This is a genomic window from Virgibacillus xinjiangensis, assembly GCF_042643145.1.
Taxonomy (GTDB): Bacteria; Bacillota; Bacilli; order Bacillales; family Amphibacillaceae; genus Virgibacillus_O; species Virgibacillus_O xinjiangensis.
The window spans coordinates 15,195-38,752 of record NZ_JBHRSA010000022.1; the positions used below are offsets into that span (position 1 = coordinate 15,195).

17 protein-coding genes and 1 pseudogene are annotated in these 23,558 nt (G+C 45.9%); 17 read left to right on the forward strand and 1 reads right to left on the reverse strand.

The window, feature by feature from the left end:
• Positions 1–326: 326 nt before the first annotated feature.
• Both galU and ACFOGI_RS05615 read left to right on the forward strand, forming a co-directional pair.
• Complete coding sequence (gene galU / locus ACFOGI_RS05610; protein ID WP_390269716.1) at positions 327–1,223, forward strand: UTP--glucose-1-phosphate uridylyltransferase GalU; 897 nt, start codon at positions 327–329, stop codon at positions 1,221–1,223.
• A gap of 1 nt (position 1,224) precedes the next feature.
• Positions 1,225–2,535 carry a UDP-glucose dehydrogenase family protein gene (locus tag ACFOGI_RS05615; protein WP_390269719.1) on the forward strand — a complete coding sequence of 437 codons (1,311 nt, stop codon included), beginning with the start codon at positions 1,225–1,227 and terminating at the stop codon, positions 2,533–2,535.
• Between the two features lie 442 nt (positions 2,536–2,977).
• On the opposite strand, the gene ACFOGI_RS05620 is transcribed toward ACFOGI_RS05615, so the two are convergent.
• Complete coding sequence (locus ACFOGI_RS05620) at positions 2,978–3,988, reverse strand: nuclease-related domain-containing protein (protein ID WP_390269722.1); 1,011 nt, start codon at positions 3,986–3,988, stop codon at positions 2,978–2,980.
• Between the two features lie 166 nt (positions 3,989–4,154).
• Between ACFOGI_RS05620 and ACFOGI_RS05625 the strand changes: the two genes are divergently transcribed.
• The 15 genes and pseudogenes from ACFOGI_RS05625 to ACFOGI_RS05695 all read left to right on the forward strand — a co-directional run.
• Positions 4,155–4,343: a hypothetical protein gene (locus tag ACFOGI_RS05625; protein WP_390269725.1), complete on the forward strand. Its 189-nt coding sequence runs from the start codon at positions 4,155–4,157 to the stop codon at positions 4,341–4,343.
• Positions 4,344–4,391: 48 nt separating this feature from the next.
• Positions 4,392–5,522, forward strand: a complete 1,131-nt coding sequence (locus ACFOGI_RS05630; RefSeq protein ID WP_390269728.1) for a glycosyltransferase — start codon at positions 4,392–4,394, stop codon at positions 5,520–5,522.
• A gap of 24 nt (positions 5,523–5,546) precedes the next feature.
• Positions 5,547–6,692, forward strand: coding sequence for a glycosyltransferase (locus ACFOGI_RS05635; RefSeq protein ID WP_390269731.1), 1,146 nt, complete (start codon positions 5,547–5,549; stop codon positions 6,690–6,692).
• A gap of 1 nt (position 6,693) precedes the next feature.
• A complete protein-coding gene (locus tag ACFOGI_RS05640; protein WP_390269734.1) occupies positions 6,694–7,479 on the forward strand; it encodes a glycosyltransferase family 2 protein in 786 nt (261 codons plus the stop codon).
• A gap of 64 nt (positions 7,480–7,543) precedes the next feature.
• The gene (locus ACFOGI_RS05645; RefSeq protein ID WP_390269737.1) at positions 7,544–8,320 is read left to right on the forward strand and encodes an ABC transporter permease; all 777 of its coding nucleotides are present in this window, start codon (positions 7,544–7,546) and stop codon (positions 8,318–8,320) included.
• A gap of 59 nt (positions 8,321–8,379) precedes the next feature.
• Positions 8,380–10,011: an ABC transporter ATP-binding protein gene (locus ACFOGI_RS05650; protein ID WP_390269740.1), complete on the forward strand. Its 1,632-nt coding sequence runs from the start codon at positions 8,380–8,382 to the stop codon at positions 10,009–10,011.
• A 23-nt stretch (positions 10,012–10,034) separates the two neighbouring features.
• Positions 10,035–11,996, forward strand: coding sequence for a glycosyltransferase family 2 protein (locus tag ACFOGI_RS05655; RefSeq protein ID WP_390269743.1), 1,962 nt, complete (start codon positions 10,035–10,037; stop codon positions 11,994–11,996).
• Complete coding sequence (locus ACFOGI_RS05660; protein WP_390269746.1) at positions 11,989–13,170, forward strand: hypothetical protein; 1,182 nt, start codon at positions 11,989–11,991, stop codon at positions 13,168–13,170. The genes ACFOGI_RS05655 and ACFOGI_RS05660 overlap by 8 nt, the downstream gene beginning before the upstream one ends.
• 5 nt (positions 13,171–13,175) lie before the next feature.
• A complete protein-coding gene (locus ACFOGI_RS05665; protein WP_390269748.1) occupies positions 13,176–14,615 on the forward strand; it encodes an ATP-grasp fold amidoligase family protein in 1,440 nt (479 codons plus the stop codon).
• Positions 14,616–14,711: 96 nt separating this feature from the next.
• Positions 14,712–16,334 carry an ATP-grasp domain-containing protein gene (locus ACFOGI_RS05670; protein ID WP_390269751.1) on the forward strand — a complete coding sequence of 541 codons (1,623 nt, stop codon included), beginning with the start codon at positions 14,712–14,714 and terminating at the stop codon, positions 16,332–16,334.
• 45 nt (positions 16,335–16,379) lie between these two features.
• Entirely contained in the window at positions 16,380–17,978 is a 1,599-nt protein-coding gene (locus ACFOGI_RS05675) for an acylphosphatase (RefSeq protein WP_390269762.1), read from the forward strand.
• A gap of 115 nt (positions 17,979–18,093) precedes the next feature.
• The gene (locus tag ACFOGI_RS05680) at positions 18,094–19,614 is read left to right on the forward strand and encodes an ATP-grasp domain-containing protein (RefSeq protein ID WP_390269753.1); all 1,521 of its coding nucleotides are present in this window, start codon (positions 18,094–18,096) and stop codon (positions 19,612–19,614) included.
• A 144-nt stretch (positions 19,615–19,758) separates the two neighbouring features.
• Entirely contained in the window at positions 19,759–21,336 is a 1,578-nt protein-coding gene (locus ACFOGI_RS05685; RefSeq protein WP_390269756.1) for an acylphosphatase, read from the forward strand.
• 127 nt (positions 21,337–21,463) lie between these two features.
• Positions 21,464–23,218 carry an acylphosphatase gene (locus ACFOGI_RS05690; RefSeq protein WP_390269759.1) on the forward strand — a complete coding sequence of 585 codons (1,755 nt, stop codon included), beginning with the start codon at positions 21,464–21,466 and terminating at the stop codon, positions 23,216–23,218.
• 135 nt (positions 23,219–23,353) lie between these two features.
• Positions 23,354–23,558 (forward strand): annotated as a pseudogene (locus tag ACFOGI_RS05695) (IS5/IS1182 family transposase); the annotation flags it as partial.

The window sequence follows — 23,558 nt, forward strand, 5'->3', positions numbered from 1 at the left end:
ATACATTCTTTCCTCGTTTGTTGCATTTTTAACTAATAATGCAGAAAAAAAGGGAATGGTGGCTGAATTGTCGGAGGGGAAGTGCACCAGCAGAGAGGAGTGGGGGATTTGCTTGCCTGCGCGTAGTTTAAAGGAAGGGGAATTTTTAAAGAGTTTAAAAACATATGAGATGCTCCCCAATATTACTGCGATAGATAGCGAACATTTATGTTGGAGGGCCGTCCTCCTGTATGCGGATGGCTACTTTTATCTTATAGAGAGGTTTTATGATAAACTACTGATAGAATGAATCGAACTGTGAATCCTAACTAAAGGAGCTAAACAATATGCGAGTAAAAAAGGCAATCATTCCGGCGGCTGGCCTGGGTACACGTTTTCTGCCAGCAACGAAAGCCCAGCCGAAAGAAATGCTGCCAATCGTTGATAAACCGACCATTCAATATATTGTAGAAGAAGCAGTAGAGTCCGGCATAGAAGACATCATCATCATTTCTGGAAGAGGGAAGCGGGCAATCGAGGACCACTTTGATACCTCATATGAATTGGAGGAAAAGCTCACCAAGAAAGGGAAAACAGAAATGCTGGAAATGGTGCAGTCCATATCAAACCTGGCAAATATTCATTATATCCGGCAGAAGGAGCCAAAAGGGCTTGGCCACGCCATCTGTGTGGCGGAAAGTTTTGTCGGCCAGGAGCCATTTGCCGTGCTGCTCGGGGATGATATAGTCGAAGCGGACGAGCCATGCCTGAAGCAGCTGATCGATGTGCATGACCAATTTGGACATTCCGTTGTTGGTGTGCAGGACGTCCCGTGGGCGGATGTGTCGAAGTACGGAATCATCCACCCATCTTCGGAGAATGGTTATGGTCCGTCTGTTCAGGAAATCGAGTCGCTGGTAGAGAAACCGGCGAGGGAAAAGGCGCCTTCCAATCTGGCCATCATGGGGCGGTATGTATTGACCCCAGAGATATTCAGCATCCTGAAAAACCAGGAGGCGGGAAAAGATGGGGAAATCCAGCTGACGGATGCAATCGAAACATTGAACGACCGTGAGAAAGTGTTGGCGTACAACTTTGCGGGCAAACGATATGATATTGGAGGAAAGCTCGGCTTCGTCCAGGCAACGATTGATTTCGCTTTGAACCGGCAGGACCTTCATGAGGACATTAAAGCTTACATGGAAAAAAAGTTGGGCAGCTTAAGAGACAGCGGGAGTGAGTGAAATGGATATAGCAGTAATCGGCACAGGCTATGTTGGCCTGGTCACAGGTGTCTGCCTGTCCGAATTGGGCCACCAGGTCACCTGTATTGATATAGACGAGAGAAAAGTGGAGATGTTGGAAAACGGAAAGAGCCCCATTTATGAAGACGGGCTGGAAGAGCTTCTCGTCCAAAACCTTCAAAAAGGCCGGGTGGACTTCACTACAGATTACCGGAAGGGCCTTCGAAACAAGCAGCTGGTTTATCTTGCAGTGGGAACGCCGCAGGGTGATGATGGATCTGCCGACCTGACCTACATTGAGGCGGCCTGCCGGAACATTGCAGAAAATCTGGAGAATGATACCGTCATCGTGACCAAAAGTACAGTCCCGGTTGGCACAAATGAACATATCAAAGAAACCATCGAAGCAAATCTTGTACACGATGTGACGATCAACGTTGCATCCAACCCGGAATTCCTCAGGCAGGGTTCAGCTGTCCATGATACGTTCCATGGAGACCGGATCGTTATCGGCTCAGACGATAACGAAGCACTTGTGATGCTGGAGCGTGTCAATGAAGGATTCGGTCTGCCGATTGTAAAAACAGACCTCCGCAGCGCAGAAATGATCAAGTACGCATCCAATGCCTTCCTGGCAACAAAAATCAGTTTCATCAACGAGATGGCGAACTTATCGGAGCGCATCGGTGCAAACATTGACCATGTTGCCAGAGGTATGGGGATGGATAACCGGATTGGCGGGAGTTTCCTCAATGCGGGGATCGGTTATGGAGGATCCTGTTTTCCGAAAGATACGAGGGCCATTATTTCCATCGGCAAAGAGGCGGACTATGATATGCCGATCTTGGAAAATGTGGTCGATGCCAATGAACGCCAGCGGGTGATCATCGTAGAAAAACTTCTCACCCGCTTCAGCAGCCTGAATGGAAAGAGGGTCGCCGTGTTGGGGCTTGCCTTTAAGCCAAACACGGATGACATGCGGGAAGCTCCTTCAATTGAAGTGACCGGCAAACTGATCGAAGCCGGAGCAGAAGTTACAGCCTATGATCCAGTAGCGGCTGACAATGCAAAAACAATTCTGCCCGATCAGGTGAGATACGCAGGAAGTGTGGAAGAAGCACTCCAGCACGCAGATATTGCCATCATCCTCACCGAATGGAAGGAAATCAAAGAATTTCCATTGGCCGGCTATCGTGATCGGATGAACGAAGCCATCCTCTTCGACGGCCGCAACTGCTTTACACTGGATGAAGTGCGCGGAAGCGGTGTGGAATACCATTCCATCGGCAGGCCTGTCGTGAATGGAAAATAAGGAAAACCCGGCATCATGATTGCCGGGTTTTTTTGAGTTCAGCGAATGCGGCGGAGGGGGAGGGTTCATCGGGTGAGCGTGCGGGTTCGGCGGATGCAGTGGGAGGTTCATCGAATGAGCGTGCTGGTTCATCGGGTGCGGCGGTAGGTTCATCGGGTGAGTGTGCAGGTTCAGCGGATAGGGCAGAGGGTTCAGCGGGTGATCGTGCGTGTTCATCGGATGCGGCGGTAGGTTCGTCGGGTGATCGTGCGTGTTCGGCGGATGCAGTGGGAGGTTCATCGAATGAGCGTGCGTGTTCATCGGGTGCGGCGGAGGGTTCAGCGGATGCGGCGAGGAGTTCAGCGAATGAGCGTGCGTGTTCATCGGATGCGGCGGGAGGTTCATCGGGTGATCGTGCGTGTTCATCGGATGCGGCGAGAGGTTCATCGGATGAGCGTGCGATTCAGCGGATAGGGCAGGAGGTTCTTAACTGAAGTTCGTTCCATTTTATGGCTGGGGATAAATCATAGACTCGAGCGGACGTTTTTCCTTTTGCAGGTAATTTTGCATTTTGTAAAAGTCTCTTTGCTACGTGGGGGGAGGTAATTTGGAGCAGGTGTCTAGCATCTTTGTTGGAAATTTCGTTTCCTATCAACAGAAGGTAATCCTTGAATGCTGGCAAATGCGCTTTATCCGAGTAATGGCCGCATTGTCTGCATCCCCATTTCTGCCTGCTGCGAACCATAGGCGCAGTGTGGCAGGAGGGGCAGAAAACACCCGTGACTAAGTCGCTTTTTTTGATATAGTAGTAGTCCAATAAATTTTGTTTGTTCGACTGATGGTTTTCTACTATTTGCCTAGATAAATGGTGAAGCTGTTGTTTTGTCAGCTGTGGTGAGGAGTATAAGTTGTCTAATTCATCAATTTTTATTGTCAAATCGCTGTTATGAATGACTTCCAAAGGAATCTGGTTGATGCTTGAAGAGGATTTTATAATAGTGGACGGATGACTGATAACCACAAGGTAAGTGACAGGGATGCTGGTGACATTACGAGTGCGAAGCCAGTTTTGGAGCCGCCGTTGCTGAAGCAGCGTCTGAGGAATCGGGTTTTTAAATCCTTCTTCACGGCCATTGTCTCCGATGCGTGTCACCTGCCCGTTTTCCCCGAAAATGATAGTTCCGTACCAATTTTTCACTTCCAATATCAAGATGAATTCCCTGGATAAAATTAATGTATCCATTTGGAAATAACCCTGGTAATCTGGCAGCCGGACATTGTGCAGAATCAAGAACTTGTCAGGGTCGAGAAACTCCAGTGGAAAATCGACCTCCCTTTCTCCCTTTATCCCACGCAGTTCACTTTTGTAATCGGTCAGAACCCGCTGTTTTAAAGTATGGGAATGCGGCAGCCGCCGCTCCATTGCCTCCAGTTGAGCCAGCTTTTCTGAGTAGCCGCGCTTTTTAATTATCATCTGATCACTTCCTTCTTTTAATAAAGATTATATATAACTTCCACATCGCCAGGTAAATTCCTCTTTATATAAAAAATATGGTGCTTTCATCGAATGGGGTACTGTGCTCAGCGGGAGGAGCCCCATGTTCATCGGGAGCGTCCTCAATTTCAGCGGAAGCCCCGCCATGTTCGGCGGATCCCAGGCGTTCATCATCGCATCCGGCGCCGTGTTCAGCGGAAGCCCTGCCATGTTCGGCGGATCCCAGGCGTTCATCATCGCATCCCGCGCCATGTTCATCGCATCCCGCGCCATGTTCATCGGATCCAGCCGAGGGTGCATTCATGAGAGAATTTATTTATTGTTGGTGCTATGATATAATGCGTGAGTATAATTGTGCTTTTATGTCGAGGGAAGGCTGAGTATGATGAAGAAGAAAAAGATATTGTTTTTTATCTATCAAATGGGGGCGGGGGGCGCCGCGAGGACCCTCTTGAACATTGTGAACAAGATGGACAGGGACAGATTCACCCCTATATTGGTGACCCTGGACTATAATGGAAGTTATGAGTCCTATCTCGAGCCGGATGTGAAATTCATCAAGCTGGAGACAAAGCGGCTGCGGTCGGCGATTGTTCCCCTTTCCAAAGTCATCCGCAGAGAAGAGGCGGACATTGTATTCAGCACGATCCCCAATTACAACACAATCGCCATTTTGGGGACGATGCTTTCCCAAAGCGGAGCGAAGAATGTGGTGCGGGAGGCGGCCTTTTTAGGCGGAACTCCGGCAGCGGATTTCAAATTGAAGCTTTACGGCCTTCTGTACAGGCGTGCGAGTAGGGTGATCGCTCTTTCGCATGGAGTGAAGGAGAATATTGTGAAACGCTACAAAGTGAAGCCCGGGAAAATAGATGTGATATATAACCCCGTGGATGTGGAAACCATACAAGATTTAATGAAGACAGAAAACATGCGGCCTGAACATCAGCAGATTTTCCAGAAGGAGGACAAGGTGCTGATCACTGCTGGGAGGCTGGTGGAAGATAAGGATCACCACACGCTGATCAGGGCCTTTGCGAATTTGAACAAACGTTTGTTCAATACAAGGCTTGCCATTCTCGGTGAAGGGGAACTGGAACAGGAGTTGAAGCAGCTTGCTGCAGACCTTGGAGTCGGTGACAGGGTGCATTTTCTCGGTTTCCAGGAGAATCCCTATGTCTATTTCCACCATGCCGACTTGTTTGTTCTCTCTTCCAAGCGGGAAGGGTTCGGGCATGTGTTGGCAGAAGCACTGGCAACAGGTACACCCGTTGTATCCACGAAATCCCGCCCAGGCGCTATAGAAGTGCTGGACCATGGGGAATACGGAGAAATGTGCGAAGTTGGCAATGAACGCCAATTGGAAGAGAAAATGCTTAAGCTGCTGAGCATGGACCAAGAAAATTTGCGGCAGATTGCCACAAAAGGCATCGAACGTGCGAATGAATTTCATGCAGAGAAAATTGCCAAAGAATATGAAGAAATGTTTGTAAAGACAAGCAATCGAACGAAATAAGCTTTCAACAGGAGATGAAGGAGCATGGCTACGCCGAAAAAGGTGGTACATCTGACAACAGTGCATCACCCATATGACCCGAGAATCTTTCATAAAGAATGCAAGTCCTTGGCAAAAGCCGGATACGATGTGACACTGATCGCTCAACGGGATGAAAATGGCCGGACGGCTGACAAGCCAATCAGGCATATTCCGCTGAAGCGCTATAAAAGCAGATGGAAACGGATGCTGTTCGGGACGCTGCAGGCGTACTGGAAAGCGAAGGATCAAAATGCTGAAGTCTACCATTTTCATGATCCCGAGCTGCTTCCGGTCGGGTGGCTGCTGAAGCATGATGGCAACAAGGTCATCTTTGATATCCATGAGGACTATGTCACAAGCATTCTGCAGAAAGACTACATGAGGCCGGCCGTGAAAAAAGCAGTAGCGGCGGTCTATAAATATATGGAAAAGTTCTTTTCAAAAGAGATGGAGCTGTGCCTCGCGGAGAAATATTATAAAGATATATATCCGGGGGGAACCTGTATATTGAACTACCCTACCGTGAACGAAAAATTCATCCGTCATGAGCGGAAGGGTGAATCGGAAGACAAGGTCATCTATACCGGAAATGTATCAGAAGTGCGGGGAGCCTTTTTCCATGCAAAGCTGCCAGTTATTGATGAGTCATTGTCCGTCCACTTTGTGGGCAAGTGCCCAAGTGATTTAGCGGATGAGATGTATGCCGTGGCTGGTGAGAAGAAAGATCAGCTCATCATCGAAGGGGTCGACCGCTTCATCGATAAAGAAGTGATCGAAGACCGGTACCTCAGCCGAAACTGGCTGGCGGGGATTGCGCTCTTTCCGCCGACAGAGCATTATAAACGGAAGGAACTGACCAAGTTCTTTGAATACATGAACGCTGGACTACCTGTCATTTGCTCGGATTTCCCTGTATGGAAAGAGTTTGTGGACAAGTATGACTGCGGCATTGCTGTCGACCCTTATGATGATGATGCCATTCGGGAAGCATTGGAATTTCTCCGCAATAATCCAGAGAGAGCTCGGGTTATGGGTGAAAATGGCAAGACGGCTGTTATGGAAGAATTGAATTGGGAAACACAAGAACAGAAGCTGGTCGACTGGTACGAGCAAATGCTTGGAAGGCGGACAGCTCAAACGGAAGGTTAGGATGACATTGGAAAACAATCAAAGTCCTTTGATTTCAGTGATCACGCCTGCCTATAATGCAGAGCGTTTTATTAAAGAAACCATCCAGTCTGTCCTCGACCAGTCCTTCACTGACTGGGAAATGGTCATTGTGGATGACCAGTCACAGGATCGGACGGTTGATTTCGTAAAAGAATATCAACAGAAGGATTCGCGGATCCGGCTGATTGTCCTGGAAGAGAATTCAGGGTCGGCCGTCGCCCGCAATACTGCCATCCGTGAGGCGAGAGGCCGCTACCTGGCATTTTTGGACAGTGATGACCAATGGATGCCGGCAAAACTGGAGAGGCAGCTGGCATTCATGCGTGATAACGGGGTGGCATTTTCGTTCACACAATATCGCCGGATGCAGGAGGATGGAACGATGACCAATGCGGTCACAGAAGCTCCTGCTACGGTGGATTATGATGCATTGATGAAGCGTTGTGTGATCGGCTGCCTGACAGTCATGCTGGATACAGAAAAGACGGGCAGTGTAGAAATGGTCAATATCCGTACTCGCCAGGACTATGCCCTATGGCTCGATTTGACGAGGCGCGGGCATCTTGCTTATGGTATGCAGGAAGTGCTGGCCAAGTACCGCGTTGTCGGAAATTCCATCTCCAGCAATAAATGGAAGGCGGCCAAACAGAACTGGCATGTCTTCCGCCAAGTGGAGAGTCAGAGCGTCCGTAAGAGCCTGTGGTATTTTGCCCACTATGCGGTTCTCTCTGTGCGCGATATAATCAAATATAGAATTTCACAATAATTAGGCCGGGCCCCTTCCAAGAGGGGTCCGGTCCTTGAGAAGCTAGGCGGTGTCATTTGTTCTTATGAAAACATATTTGCAGGAAATGCTTAAACGTAAAGATCTACTTATATATCTGGTGAAATCCGGATTGAAAGCAGAGCACCGGAACAGCTACCTTGGATATTTCTGGTGGCTCCTGGATCCGCTCTTGAACGTGTTGGTCTACTACTTCCTGGTAGTGATCATCCTCCAGCGGGGCGGGGAAAATTACCCGTTATTCCTGGTGATCGGTCTGGTGGCTTGGCGGTGTATCAGCTCCACCATCAACTCATCAGCCAAATCCATCATGCGATACAGCTCGATCATCAATCAAGTTTACTTGCCGAAGTCGTTGTTTCCGCTGTCGTTTACGATGACACAGCTGTTCAATTTCGGTTTCGGTTTGATAGTGGTCGCAGTGTTTCTGGCCATATTCGGTGTAATGCCGGGCTGGCAGCTGATCTACCTGCCACTCATCATACTGGTGCAGACCGCCTTTTTACTGGCGGTCGGTCTGATCCTCGCTTATATGACCGTGTTTGTTCGAGATATCGATAATGTGCTCACCTATGTGACGAGGATATTTTTCTATGCATCCCCGATCATTTGGGAAGGCGGGAGATTGCCGCCGGAATACAGCTGGGCAGTGGATTACAATCCGATTGCTGTCATTGTGGAATCGTACCGTGCGATCCTTATGCATCACAGCAACCCGGATTTCATTGGGTTATCGGTGATTTTCATCACCTCCCTGGCAGCCATCGTGTTTATGCTTTATTATTACAGCAAACATGAACATAAGATCATCAAGGCATTATAAGCTACAGGAAAAGCTCCTTGGCAGAGGAGCAATTATGAATAAAAAGAGGGTTTTTCAAAATGCCTATCAACCATGATAAAACGCCGGAAAAAGTGATCAAGGCGAAGCGAATTGGGGTTTCCTTCTATGGTGGAGCCCATAAAGAAGATATCAAATCGAGAGTGTTCCGCATGGTCAAGGAGCGGGGCGATAATGCCAAGTCAAAAAAGATTTGGCCGCTCAAATCCATCGACTTTGAGGGAACCCAAGGGGAAATACTTGGCATCATCGGCTCGAATGGCGCCGGCAAAACGACACTCAGCAAGATCATTGCTGGCATCCTTAAGGAGGACAGGGGAGAAATCGAAGTAGATGGCAAGGTGACTGCCCTGTTCTCGTTCGGCATGGGCTTCAACAAGGAGCTCACCGGACAGGAAAATGTCTTCTTGAACGGGATGATGCTCGGCATTGATAAAAAACTGATTGAAAAATATATCAAAGATATCCATGAATTCTCCGATCTCGGCGAATTCTTCTATCATCCGATGAAGTATTATTCAAGCGGTATGAAAGCCCGTCTCGGCTTCAGTGTGGCCGCACACCTCCAGCCGGAGATTCTCATTCTCGATGAGGCTCTGAACACAGGTGATGCAAAGTTCAGCAAGAAAGCGGCTGCCAAGATGAAAGAGCTTGTCAAGCAGGCGAAAATGGTGATCATCGTCACCCACAGCCTCCGCTATGCCGAACGCAATTGTGACCGGCTGATGTGGATCGATGGGGGAAGTGTGCGAGAAATCGGTGACCCGAAGGAAGTGGTGGAGCATTACAAAGCAACCGTTCCCCCAAGGCCGCCCAGGAAGCATCGCAATCTGCAACTGCAAAAGACAGAAACAGATGTGACGGACAAGGCGATCATCAAAGCGGAAAATGTCGGGGTATCCTTCAAGCTGGGCAAAAAGGATTTTTGGGCATTGAAGGATGTCAGCTTTGAAATCAAAGAGGGTGAAGTAGTCGGCATCATCGGTCATAATGGAGCTGGTAAAAGTACCCTTTGCAAGGTGCTGACCAAAATCCTGTCACCGGATGAAGGCGCCATCGAATTGAATGGAGAGACATCCGCATTGCTTGGTTATGGAACAGGCTTCAATGCTCATCTCAGTGGGGAAGATAATATCTACCTCAACGCCATGCTGCTTGGCATCCCAAAGAAACGGGTCGATGAAAAATATGATGAAATCGTAGAATTCTCAGGTCTTGGCAAGAAGATCGAAAAGCCGGTCAAAGACCTGTCGAGCGGGATGAAGGCGAGGCTTGGATTCAGTATAGCCGCCATCCTGAAGCCGGATATTTTCATTATTGATGAAGCGTTGTCGACCGGGGATATGGCTTTCAAGCAAAAGGCAAGCGAACGGATCCAGGAGATGATGGAACGGGCAAAGGCCGTCATCATCGTTTCTCACAGCCTCAGTTTCATTGAACAGATCTGCACCCGCGGCATCTGGATGGAAAGAGGGCAGGTAATGTACGATGGCAATGCAGAGGAAGCGGTAGCTAAATACCGTGAGTCCCAAGGCATCAAAAAGAATACCAAGGTAAAAAACAATGCAACGAGCAAAAATAAGCAATTGAAGAACAACCGCAATCAAAAAGCCGCCGGAAACAAGAAGGCAGCCGGTACAGCCAAAAACAAAGCGGCAGAAAATAAATCATAACGACTTACTGGTGGTGACCCTACATGTTACGCTCCGTGAAGAAAACGATAGCAGGTATGATGGACTGGGTACTCTATACGTTGATGAATGAGAAACAGCGAAAAAAGCTGGGGGATCTCCTCTCCAGGGAGCAGAAGGACAGGCTGAAGGAGACCCTGCATGGGAAGAAAGCAGTCCAGCGGAAAAAACTGCGGCAGCTGAAGCACCATCTCTATAATCTCGGGTTTACGGAAAGAGCGCTGAAAGAACTGGAGGAGTTTTATCAGCAGGCAGAAGACCCTGGGATCAAAAGGATGGCAGCTTGGGAACTGGTTCTGTGGAATGCTGGCAAATATTCGGAAGAAGGTGCTGCCAAAGCATTGGAATACCTTCCTGCAGCGGCGAGCAAGGAGAAAAGTGAAGATCAGCTGCGCAGAATTGCCATTTTGGAAGCGGAGTGCCGGGATATTCTGGGAGAGCAGGAGAGAGGCAGACAGGCCATTCAAAAAGTGCTCTCCAAGCAAAAGCATCCAGATCTTTATTTGGCAATGGCCAATCTGCAGGCGACGGTGGACGACAGGCTGGAGTGGTTGAACAAGGCAATGGAAGCCTATCAGCTGCAGCCTGTTTCGTTTGGTGGAAAAGAAAACCCTGTCTACGATGACCTGCGTACCGTATCGGCTGGCAAGAAAATAGAAGACGGTCCATTGGTATCAGTCATTCTGCCGGCATTCAAGGCAGAAGATGGCATCCAGACGGCGATCGATTCCATTTTATCGCAGACATGGCAAAATCTTGAATTATTGGTCGTGGATGACTGCAGTCCGGATGGCACAAGAGAAGTCGTGGAGGGATATGTCCAAAAGGACGCTCGTGTCAAACTGCTGTCCACCCCACAAAACAGCGGTCCATATGTAGCACGGAATATTGCGCTTCAAGAAGCAAAGGGAGAGTATGTCACGATCAATGATTCGGATGACTGGTCCCATGAACAGAAGCTGGAGAAGCAGGTAAGACATCTGATGGAACACCCGGAAGTGATTGCCAATACTTCCGGCCATGCACGGCTGACCGAGGATCTCAAACTATATCGGCGGGGAACGCCAGGGAAGTATATCTTCCCTAATATGTCGTCCATCATGTTCCGCCGGGATCCCGTCCTTCATCGCATCGGCTACTGGGACAGCGTGCGTTTTGCCGCTGATGGAGAATTCAAGCGCCGTCTGGTCCATACATTCGGCAAGGAAAAATATGTGGACTTGGATACAGGGCCATTGTCCTTGCCAAGGCAGTCTGTAACATCTCTGACTGGAAGTTCGGCATTCGGGTATAACGGCTTTTTCAAAGGGGTGCGGAAAGAATATGTGGAAAGTCTGGAACACCACCATAAGCATGCAGACAGCCTTTATTACCAATATCCACAGGAAGCGAGGCCTTTTCCGGTTCCTGAACCGATGTGGCCGGAACGGGAAGAGAAACCCGACGGCAGGCGTCAATTCGAACAAGTCATCGCCGGGGACTTCCGTGAGATGGATGATGTGCAGCTGCAAAACCTGCAAAACTTGGTTCGCCAACGGACGAAGCGTGGCCGTAATGGACTTGTCCAAATGTATGGATACGATCTGAGCATTACGAAACCGATCGATGAAAAGGTCCGCAACCTTTTGGATGGGGATCAAATACAGATGCTTGTCTATGGCGAGAAAATAAATGCCGATACGTTCTATATCCTGGATTCCAGTGTACTGGAAGAAAGACAGCAGTATATTCCAGATGTGGAACCACGTGATATTCATGTGCTCATTTCCCCGGATCTCCAAGAGGCCAACCGGCATAGCCGGCTGAAGCAGTCCCTCATCCATATGGCCATGTATTTTGGCAGAACAGGGAGCTGGTATATGGACGGCAAACTGCTTGAAAAATTGACAGAGGAAGAGCGGGAGCTGCTCGGAGATGTCCTGTTGACCAATGAATTCCCAGGAAAAAGGCGACAGTCGAATGGATAAAAAATGCACGCAGATGTATGACAACTTAGAAACATGGAACAGAGAACTAAGCAAGAAAGAACAGGAACATGCCGCCAGCGAACAGCGGCTGTGGGAAGTGAAATGGCAGCTGGCAACAGCGAAGAAGAGCCCGTTCGTAAAGTGGCTGAAACGCAAAACTGGCAGAAATGCTGTCGCTGATTCACGATATTCTTTAACGGATGAGAAAATTGCAGATGACCTCGCAGCTTATCGCTACCACCTCTACCAGCTGGGATTCACGGAAAGAGTGATTGCCGATTTAAAACGTTTGGTGGAAGAGGCGGAAGAGGAGCGGCTGAAGCGGGGAGCGGCATGGGAACTGTGCCGTTGGTTTGCAGGAAAGAAAACAGAAACAGGAGCCAGACAGGCACTGGAATACCTGCCGGCAGCCATACAGGGCATGGAAGATCAGTTATTCCTCCACCAAGCTGCTATGCTGAAAGCAGACTGCCTCCGTGTCCTGGGTTACCAAGAGGAAGCGGAGAATCTGATGGGAAAAGCAGCAGAGACGGGGGTGAATCCGTCGTTCATCTCTTTTTTGCCAAAGGAGCGGGGAATAGGTCAAACCAATCGGGAACCCAGCAACCGCCATTTCGATGTGGTGATTGTTTCCGATTTTCGTCTGTCGGCGGACAAGCTCCAGGAAATCCTGGAAAACATCCACGTTAATCATGAGCAGGGGTTAACTACAGGTCTTCTGCAGAAGGATATCTATGATTTTCGATTGCCAAGAGAAATGAATCCGGCCCTTCAAGAGAAGCTGAAGGAAGGATCCGTTCATTTGGCCAAACATAACGAACATATCAGTTGTGAGCTGCTTTTGATCCGGCATCCAAAAGTGCTAGAGGAAAAACAGGTCTCCATGCCGGAAATTCGTCCTCGCATGGTGCGGGTCATCATGGATGAGTTGCCGGAAGATAGGGATCTGCGATATTCACTCCGCCGGTGCTCCAGGAACCTGCAGACGTTTGCCGATAAGCAAGCTAGGTGGCATCCGGTAGATGAAAAAATGAAAAGCATCCTGACTACAGGGGAATACAGGGAATTGAAATATATTAAACTGGCAAGCGACCCATGGAAGGCGAAAGATGGTATGAGCAGTTATCCTGCCTTTTTGGAACACTGGTTGGTAAAAACAATCGAGGGGAGTTGAGGGAATTGGCAGATAACGAACAAGGACGGCCACAAGAAGATGTCTCCCAGCCTCCCCGCTCCCAGGAGAAACAGGAACTGATCAAGGAACTGATGAAGACAGAAGCGGAGATTGCTGACAAGGAACGGGCAATCCTGCAAAATAAAAAAGAAATGAAAAAAGTGAAGAACAGCAATGCATGGAAAGTAACAGCACCTATCCGCAAATTCCAGTCACTCTTCTGGCGTTTGAAAGGGAAGAAGAAAAAAGAACTCTTTCAAAAGCTTTATAGACAGCAGGAGGAAATCGACCGCCTGAAAGAGGAAGTCTATGCTGCAAAGGATCGGCTGGCAGACACCATGCTTGATGACAGGAGACTGAACAGCAGCGACATGCTCCGTAAGGTAAAAGAGCAGAAACAGGAAGGGAATCTGCTCGGATATATAGAACAAATGGTGCAACAAAAGCATCAGCATGAGACAAACTACAATATGGCGTTTCGCTATGCAGCAAGAACGTTCATGAATGAGAAAGAGGAATATAAGAAGCTTGTCTATGAACGAGCATTGGAAGGGTTCAAGTTGGAGGATATCCCAGAATTCCTTGTCCGACAAGGACTGACAGACAACCCGATCGAGCTTACGTCTGCATCCTCTTACAGGGGCAGTCTCAACATGCGTATGCGAAAACAGCAACTGGCAGGCACCATGCCTGAACAGCTGCTGGATCATAAGCAGACAGCCTTCACGTTCATGAAAGGCTTAGGTGTCAGGGTGCCATGGTCTTCCGAGCACAGCTATACGTTAAAGGAATTGCCGCAACAGGAAGGTATTGTTATAAAACCCGAACACGGTGCCGGTTCACGCGGTGTATACCTTATATACAGCCATGATGATATAATAGATATCAAGCGATCAGTGAAACTCGACAGCTGGCAAGCCCTTCAACAAAATATGAAAAAAGACATGGACTCCGGCTGGGTCGAGCAGGATCAGTGGTATATGGAAGAATTGATAGTAGAGAATAAAAAAGAGAAAAAGCCGGCAAGCGACGTGAAGTTTTATTGTTTCTACGGAAAAGTCGGCCTTATTTTAGAAATTACCAGGTATCCAGAGCGCAAATACTGCTGGTGGACCTCGGATGGCAAGAGGGTGCATACCGGGAAATATGAGGAGAATCCTTACCTGGGCAAGGGCGTGACCAAAGAAGAAGTTGAATTGGCCGCCTCCATCAGTGGAAATATCCCTGCTCCGTTCATGCGTATCGATTTTCTTCGATCAGAAGATGGCCTGATCTTCGGAGAATTCACCCCTAAACCGGGCAACTATGATGAATTTGATCAAGAGACAGACCGCTGGCTTGGTGACATGTTCCTCGAAGCAGATGCCCGGCTGATGAGTGATTTGCTTGATGGAGTCCAATGGGATGATTTTTGGGATACATGGAGAGCGAAAGATAAAGGTTAATGAAAAGGAAGAACGGGAAATCGTAAAAGGATGCGATTTCCCGTTTCGAGCATCTTCGTAACTACAGTATATAGAAGAGTTCTAGGGGGAATTCAAGTGGAACATAAAAGTGAGGGATGGCTATCACATCTAGCGCCTGATATTGTTTCCCATATACATGGAAACCTGCTGGATTCCTACGCCGTGGCGCTGGAAGGCTGGAGAAGAGGTCTTACTCTAAGATGGCATGTAAAGGGCTCGGAAAAATTCGGGGAAATGGAAACATGGTTTGTAGACAGACCTGGACAGCTGTTCTCTCTGTCGTCACAGACAAAAACGCATTATTTCTTCAGAACCCGAGGAGACAAAGTTACAAATGAAGCAGTACAAGTTGGAAAAGATAAAGAGGATACAAAACGAATTCTCAGTAAAGCGGGTGTATCGGTCCCCCAAGGGAGAAGGTTTGAAAGTGACAAATCGGATGAGGAAATACGAGAATACGGACAGACAGCCGGTTATCCATTAGTGGTCAAACCCACGGATGGCAGTTTTGGACGTGGAATCGTCACTAACATACAGAACGATGAAGAATTGACTGATGCATTGATTTATGTCCGACAGGAATTGAATTTTAAAGATATCATTGTGGAGCAATATATACCCGGAGAGGAATACAGGCTGTATGTTGTGGATGATAAGGTAGTAGGAGCTATCCACCGAATTCCTCCCAATGTAACTGGAGATGGCAAAAGTACGATCAGGGAGCTAATAGAGGAAAAAAATCAGGAGAGGGCTAAGAACCCCCGACTTATCAGCTGCCCTATCGTATCTGGTTATGAGGTGGAAGTATTTATTGAGAGAGATGGATTATCCTTGGATAGTATTCCTTCAGCAGGCAGGAAGGTGTTTTTAAGTGAAAAGAGCAATGTGTCACTGGGCGGTGACCCTGTAGATGTGCTGGAGATTTTATCTGAGGAAGCTAAAAACGAAGCTGTGAAAGCACTAGATGCTATAGAAGGGTTGAAGCACGGGGGGGTGGACCTGATTATCCATCCAAGTAAAGAGCCAAGTGAATCGGCAATTGTATTAGAACTCAACCCTACGGCTCAAATTGGCGGCATACTATACCCCATATCTGGAAAAGCGAGAGATATTCCCTCTGCAATCATTGATTATTATTTTCCGGAGACCAGTGCTTTAAGCCATAAGAAACCGGATATTTACTTCAGTTTGGAAGAGGCACTATTCCCTCTATCAAATAAAACAGCCGAAGTGACGGAAGTTATATCTATAACGCCTGGCCCTCTGTATACAAAGAAATATGTGATCAGAGGGAAACAAGAAGATTACGCTTATCAGCAATGGATGCTCAAACAAGCAGAGGGGATGAGTCTATTTGGCTCACTGCAACTAGAAGGAGAAACACTTGAAGCCGTAATCGCCGGTTTTAACCAGGAAGAGTTGCTGCGGTATGATGAACTGTTAAAAGAATCATTGGAAGGGGACTGTATTCAAGAGGAAGTTTATAATTCCTCTATCAAGTTAGGGACACAGTCATTAAGATCCAAAGACAAATTGATTGCTGAGCTTCACCGTATACAGGGAGAAGCAGCCAAGGCGAAAAATGAAAGAGCTGTTCTACAAAAGAAGTACTTAAAAATGGTCAATAGCCGAGTATGGAAGAGCACAGAACCAATCAGACGTATTGGAAAGTTTCTAAAGAGTAAACGTGAAATATGAGGAAGATAATCAAAAACCTTCGGGGAAAAGGGACAGGTGACTGACATGGTAAGAGATGAAGCGAAATTGTTGGATGAATTAAAATCAATAATACCAAAAACTGCCTATGGAGCAAATGGCACCATGTATGCAATCGCGTTGGAAGGTTGGAGAAGAGGGCTAACGCTTAAGTTTTATACGAAATTTGTGAAGGACACAGCCAAAATCAGATATGCTCTGAGCGATGATGAAAAAGAAGTGAAATTTCAGTTATCTTTGGCAGAGCATATCCCTAAAGAAGCACGGAATATCACGCGAAGCAAGAAAACAACCAAGGAGTATCTCATTCGCAATGATGTGCCGACACCGCGAGGGGGGAGCTTTGGCAAGGAACATACCAATGAAGACATTATAGAATTTGCTAAGACATTGGAATATCCTATAGTCCTTAAACCTGCTAATGCAAGCCTGGGTATCGGTGTAAAAACCAATATTACCAATATGGATACCTTCAAGGAGCATCTTGAATATCTTCGAGGCAAAAGGGGCGACGATGAAGTTATTGTCGAACAACAGGTCAGTGGGGAAGACACAAGGCTATTCGTTGTTGGGGAACAAGTAGTCAGTGCTTTCAAAAGAATAACTGCAAATGTTACGGGGGATGGCGTTCATTCCATTGAGGAATTGATTGAAAAGAAAAACAAGGAAAGAAAAAAGAACCCCCATGTAGGAGGCTCAAAGATTTCCATTACTGACGAGGTTCATGAATACCTTCGCAATAATGGACTTAGATTGGACTCAGTACCATCAGAAGGAAAAAGGGTTTATTTGCATAAAAGCAGTATTGCATCGAATGGAGCTGATACTGTGGAAGTAACCGACCGTCTTACAGCAGAAAGTAAAAAAGTAGCAGTGGATGCTGTAAAAACGTTGCCAGGTCTTTCTGTCTGCGGTGTTGATGTAATGATTGACTATGAGGAGGGAACCAACTATGTATTGGAATTGAACTCCAGGCCGAATATCGGCGGCAGTTTATTCCCGGTTGAAGGCACCCCAACCAACATATCGAAAGCGATTGTCGACTATTATTTTCCAGACCTTCCTGAGCTTGCCCCTAATAGTCCCTCCAGTCAACTGCATTTTGATTATGAAGAAATTGAAGAAGTATTGAAGAGCGGTGTAGTTAAGGAAGTAACAGTACCTTCTGTCCCTCGCAAGAACTTGGTCATAAAGAAACTGGTGATCTCAGGTAAGGTACAGGGAGTAGGCTTTCGCAATTGGGTATATAAAAAAGCGACGAACCGTCGGATCAGCGGCTATGTAAAGAATCTGAAGAACAAAAAGGTACAGATTATAGCTGCGGGAAAAGAAGACAAGATGGAAGATTTCATCCGTTTAATAGAGAATAAGACACCTAAAAAGATGAGAGTGAAGGAAGTCAAAAACAACAACTGGGACAAACCAGTAATGACAGGTTTCCGAGTGAAGAAAAAGCCTGCTAACGTAAAGACATTGAGAGAAAGCTTACGTAAAGAAGAGGATAAGAATCAAGAGCTCATGCAGCGGCTTCAGTCGGTTGAGAAAGAACTACACAATCTTAAGAAGAGCAAAAGCTGGAAGGTCACTTCACCGATCCGCAAAGCAGTGAAAAAAATAAAAGGTTGATTTAATTGAGGCCATGGAAATGGAAGGGTGACATCCAATGGATAAATACAGGGACACATGGCTGAAACATTTAAAAGATGCTATACCAAAAGAGGCACAGCAAAACAGGATCAGTTTGTATACAATTGCATTGGAAGGCTGGAGAAGAGGACTCAGCCTGAAATTCAACTCGTATAAAAATGGTAATAAAAAGGACATAAGGTATTCTTTGAGCGATGGCATGCAAACACATCATTTTGAAGGGTCGGGAGGAGATTTGAACACTGATGAAGCCGTTGCTGTTTGTGATGATAAAGGTCTCACTAAACAGCACTTGGCTGCTTCATCCGTTCCAGTCCCTCCCGGAAAATCCTTTGGTATTGAGGCCACCATGGGAGAGATTATCGAGTTCGCCAATAAAGTCGGTTTTCCTGTCGTCTTGAAGCCGATAGACGATAAGGGGGGGAATGGAGTCTTTGTTCATTTGAGAAATGAACATGAGTTAGCTGAGGCACTGAATGAGAGTCGAAGAAAAGAATGCAGTGGGCTACTGATAGAGGAACATATAGAAGGTGAAGAGGTCAGAGTTTATGTACTAGCAGGCCAAGTATTGGCAGCTACAAAGAGAGTCCCGGCCCATGTCATCGGTGATGGCGAAAAATCAATTAAAGAGTTGATTGATCAAAAAAATGATGACAGAAAAAATATCCCCCATTTGCGCCATAGACCGATAAAGATAGATGATAAAGTAAAAAGGATACTATCCAGCAGCAATTTGTCAATGGAAAGTATACCAAAAGCAGGGGAAACAATCTTTTTAAGAAGAACAAGTAATATCTCAACGGGCGGAGAGCCTATTGATGTAACGGACATGCTGACCGCAGAACAGAAAAATACGGCTGTGAAAGCGGTGAGTTCTATTCCAGGATTAATGCATGGCGGGGTAGATTTATTGGTCAGCCAAAAATATAAAGCTGGAGCTGTTCTCGAGGTGAATGCAAAACCTGGGCTGGGATCTCATTTGTTTCCGATCGAAGGAGAGGCTAAAGATATACCAGGCATGATGTTGGATTACTACTTTCCCAAAACCAAAAAGATGCCTGGCAGCAATAGCAATGTATACTTTGATTTCCAGACAATCAAAAGTTCTCTGGACAGTGGTACCTTGCGCGAGATAAAAGTAACAGACTCTCCTGCAAGTCATCTCGCTGCTAAAGTTTACAAGATTACAGGAGATTTAGATCCGGTGACTTATTTGCCTTGGTTTCAAAAAAAAGTGTTAGAGAAAGAGCTGCACGGCTTTATGAAAAAGAAGTCGGAAGATACCACGGAGATTATGGTAGCAGGAAGCTCCAAGGCTGAAGTGGATGCATTCTATGAAGTATTCTCTCATGGTTCCATTAAATCCTTAATAGCCAAGATAGAAGAAGAAGATTGGACTAAACCTGTTAAAATGGGATTTGAGTTGATTGATGGATCACGCTCTCTTTCAGTTCAAGAACTGGAGAACAAAATAGTGAATACTCTTCGTTCCTATGAACGCATAATAAAAGATAAGGAAAAGGTGGAACATCAAATAAATAAGGTAAGCAATAGCCGTATGTGGAAATGGACCAGTTTTATCCGCAAACTGGGCAAACCTTTGAGAAAAAAATAGCGTATTTTTTTACAATTGGGACTCAGTGAAAATTGTTGATTTCCTAGTGTTATCTGATAATCTTAATATGTGATTCATTAACATGTAATAAGCTATAACAATTGTCTGTTCACCAGTGCCGATTGCAATTAGGAGGAAACAAAAATGGAAGAGAATCAAGAGAATTGGCTGCCCCATCTGATAAATGCGGTACCTACAACAGGGTATGGCAAAAAACTCAGTATGTATACCATTGCATTGGAAGGTTGGAGAAGGGGGCTCAAGCTGAAATTCTATACCATAGATAACCCCGAAAATAAATTGAAAATAAGGTATTCCCTCAGTTCTGACGAGAGAGAGCATCATTTTGAGTCTTCGAAAGGAGATAAAACCACGGAAGAGGCTTACGAAATCTGTGACAACAAGTTCCTTACCAAAGAATACTTAGAAAAAGCAGGTGTTCCTGTAGCGAAGGGGAAAAGATTTCCTGAGGCCTCTACAAATGATGAGATTATCGACTATGCGCTCTCATTGGGCTTCCCCTTAGTTCTCAAACCGATAAACGCTAATGGAGGAAAAGGGGTTTTCTCCAATATCCATACCGAAGAAGCTTTTAAAGACGCCTTGGAACATGTCAGAGAGGATCTTGGCTATCCTGATGTCATTGTAGAGAAATTTGTACCAGGTAATGAATATCGCTTTATCGTGGTAGAAGACGAAGTGGTAGGCGTATTGAATCGTGTCCCTGCCAATATAGTTGGAAATGGAAAAGACACCATAAGGCAATTAATAAGGAATAAAAATAATGAACGGAAGAGGAACCCACACCTGAAAAGCAGAATGATCAAAGTTGACAAAGCTGTCACAGATCTACTTAAGTCCTATGGCTATACCATGAAAACAGTGCCTGGTGAAGGTGAAGTACTTCCGCTTAGACTCACAAGCAACCTATCTACGGGCGGTGATTCGGTAGATCTAACGGATGTAATTTCTCCGGAGTTGAATAGAATTGCTATAGAGGGAACGAAAGCCATCCCTGGTTTGTCTGTCAGTGGAATGGATATCATTGTAAATGAAGAGGATGGTTCAGGCGTCATCATAGAGGCCAATACAAGACCAGGGCTGGGAGGCCACCTATTCCCTGTCCAAGGGAAACCTAGAGATCTTCCAAAGAAAATTGTTGATTATTATTTCCCGGAAACAAAGGATTATGAAAGATCTGCTCTATATTTTGATTTCAACAGTGTGTTGGATCCGTTGAAAAACCGTACAGCAACTACCGTCAATGTTGCTCCACTTCCATATGGGCACACTTATTCCAAGAAATATATCGTTTCAGGCAAGGTGCAGAAGATAGGATATAAAGTATGGATAAAGCGTCAAGCAATGCAAAGAAGAATGCATGGTTTTGCAGAAGACTTGGATGATGGTGTAATATCCATCGTCATAGCCTCTACAGATAAACAAGCAGTGGATGACTTCAAACAGGTCTGTCTGGAAGGCAACAACAAAGCAAAAGTGGAAAATGTAGAGGTAGAGGAATATGATCTGCCGGTACAAATAGGATTCCATATCAATCAGAAGGTTACAGTGGAAGACGTTAGGGAATTGGAAAAGGAAAAAGAACAAATAGAGAAAGAAAGAGACTACTTCCAGAAGAAGTATGGTCAAATACAAAACAGTACTATATGGAAGTCTACATCACCTGTCAGAAAAGTATTGGATGTCATCAAAGGGAAATAACCGTTGATGTGCTCTGATGGAGTGGGGAGACCATCAGGTTTAGAGGACACGTATCCATACGCGTCCTTTTCTTTTCAAAAACGGCCACTATGGAAGAATGGACAGATTATTTACTGGAGTTGATCCAATGGAGAGTGAAGCTAAAATTTGGCTGGAACATTTGGAAGAGGCAGTACCCGAGCAAGGATATGGCAATAGGTTGAGTATGTATCTGATTGCATTGGAAGCATGGAGAAGAGGGGTATCTGTCAACTTCTATACCATCGATAATCCGGAGAACAAGGTTTTGGTCCGCTATTCCTTGAAAGGGTTTGGAAGGGAGTATCACTTTGAATCGTCTCGAGGAGACAAACTTTCAGAAGAGGCGTATACTATATGTCAAAATAAAGATAAAACCAAGAAACTTCTTGCCGAAGCAGGCGTAGATATTCCCGTAGGTAAAAGGTTTACAGGTGAATCGAAAGATGATGATATAATCAAGTATGCAGAGTCAATTGGATACCCTGTTGTGTTAAAACCCACGAGTGAAAATGCTGGGAAGGGAGTATATCCCAATATCTCATCAATCGAGGTATTGGAAGACGCCCTCTATTGGGTCAAGTATGAACTTGGCTATCAGGACATAATGATTGAGAAATACATTCCCGGTACTGAGTACCGTATACTTCTTGTTCAAGGTGAAGTAATTGGAGCGATTAACCGAGTCCCCGCTAATATAATAGGGGATGGAGAAAACACCATCGAAACGCTGATTGCTAAGAAGAACAAGTCAAAAAAATCAAATCCCAATATTTCCAAGAAGACGATAAAGGTAGATAATGAGGTCATGCATTCGATTGGGATTGCGGGCTATGAGTTGGAAAGCATTCTTCCAGAAGGTCAGCAAATTTATCTGAGGAATAAAAGCAATATATCTACAGGCGGGGATCCGATTGACGTCACGGACAGTTTGACACCAGAGCTCAAGGATACTGCGAGCAGGGCGGCTAAGGCGATACCAGGACTGGATGTTTGTGGATTGGATATGATAGTGGATACTCAGAATAATAAAGGGACGATCATCGAAATAAATACAAAGCCAATGTTGGGACTCCATCTATATCCAGTAGAAGGAAGGGCAAGGGATGTATTGACTCCCCTCTTGGATTATTATTTTCCAGAGACAATAAATGGAAATAGAACAAGCCTCTATTTCGATTTTGAAAGTCTATTAGCGCCACTCAATAATATAACGACAAATCAACTAGAGCTACTTCCGCCTCCTTCCCTGGATGCAGTATATGCCAAGAAGTATACCGTTACAGGAGAGATATCACGAGTCGGCTATGGAGGGTGGATCAGAAGAAGAGCCCTTCAGCAAGAATTACATGGGTTTACAATGACAACAGAAGATGGAGAGATAGAGGTAGTAGTGGCTTCAGACAATAAAGAAAAAGTGGATGATTTCAAGGCTGTCTGTTTACAGGGGCCAGATCAGGCAACGGTCGAAAATGTTGAGGAGACAGTGTGGAGGAAGCCGGTCAAAATCGGTTTTGAAATCCGTCGAGAATCAGCAAGCAACTGGTTGTCATCTTCTCTCAAAAAAGAAAAAAGCATCAATAGAAAGTTGAAAGAGCGCGAAGAAGAATTAGAGCAGAGCAATAAAGACCTTCAAGACACGGTGGATCAGTTGGAAAAGGCCAGGACAGAGTTGGATCAACAATTGGTGCAGCGGAAGAAGAAAAATAAAAAGCTTCGAAAAGAATTACAGGCTCTGCAAGAAGAGAAGTCTGAAGCAGTTTCGAGAGCTGAGCAATATAAAGAAAAATATCAACAAATCTTAAACAGCAGATCCTGGAAATATACGAGTCCTTTACGCCAAATGCTAAAGAAAATCAAATAGAAAGTACTAAAGGAAGCATGTTGGATGCTTCCCAGGCTGTCGAGAAAGTTCTCGACAGCCTTATTTTTTTGTCCATTTTTCTAAAATTCATTTTCTTCACATGTTATTCTTAAGATAGAATTCCTAAAGGCGGTGATGAACTTGTTTCAATCCATGAAAGATCGACAAAATGAACTGGAAATGGTAACCATTGAAGAACTTGTCCCTGAAGACCACTTGCTTCGCAAGATTGATCAATACATAGATTTCTCCTTTATACCGGAAAAAGTGCGTCTCTCTATTCAGAAGATAATGGTCGTCCATCGTTGGATCCCCTGGTTTTATTTAAGATGATGTTTAT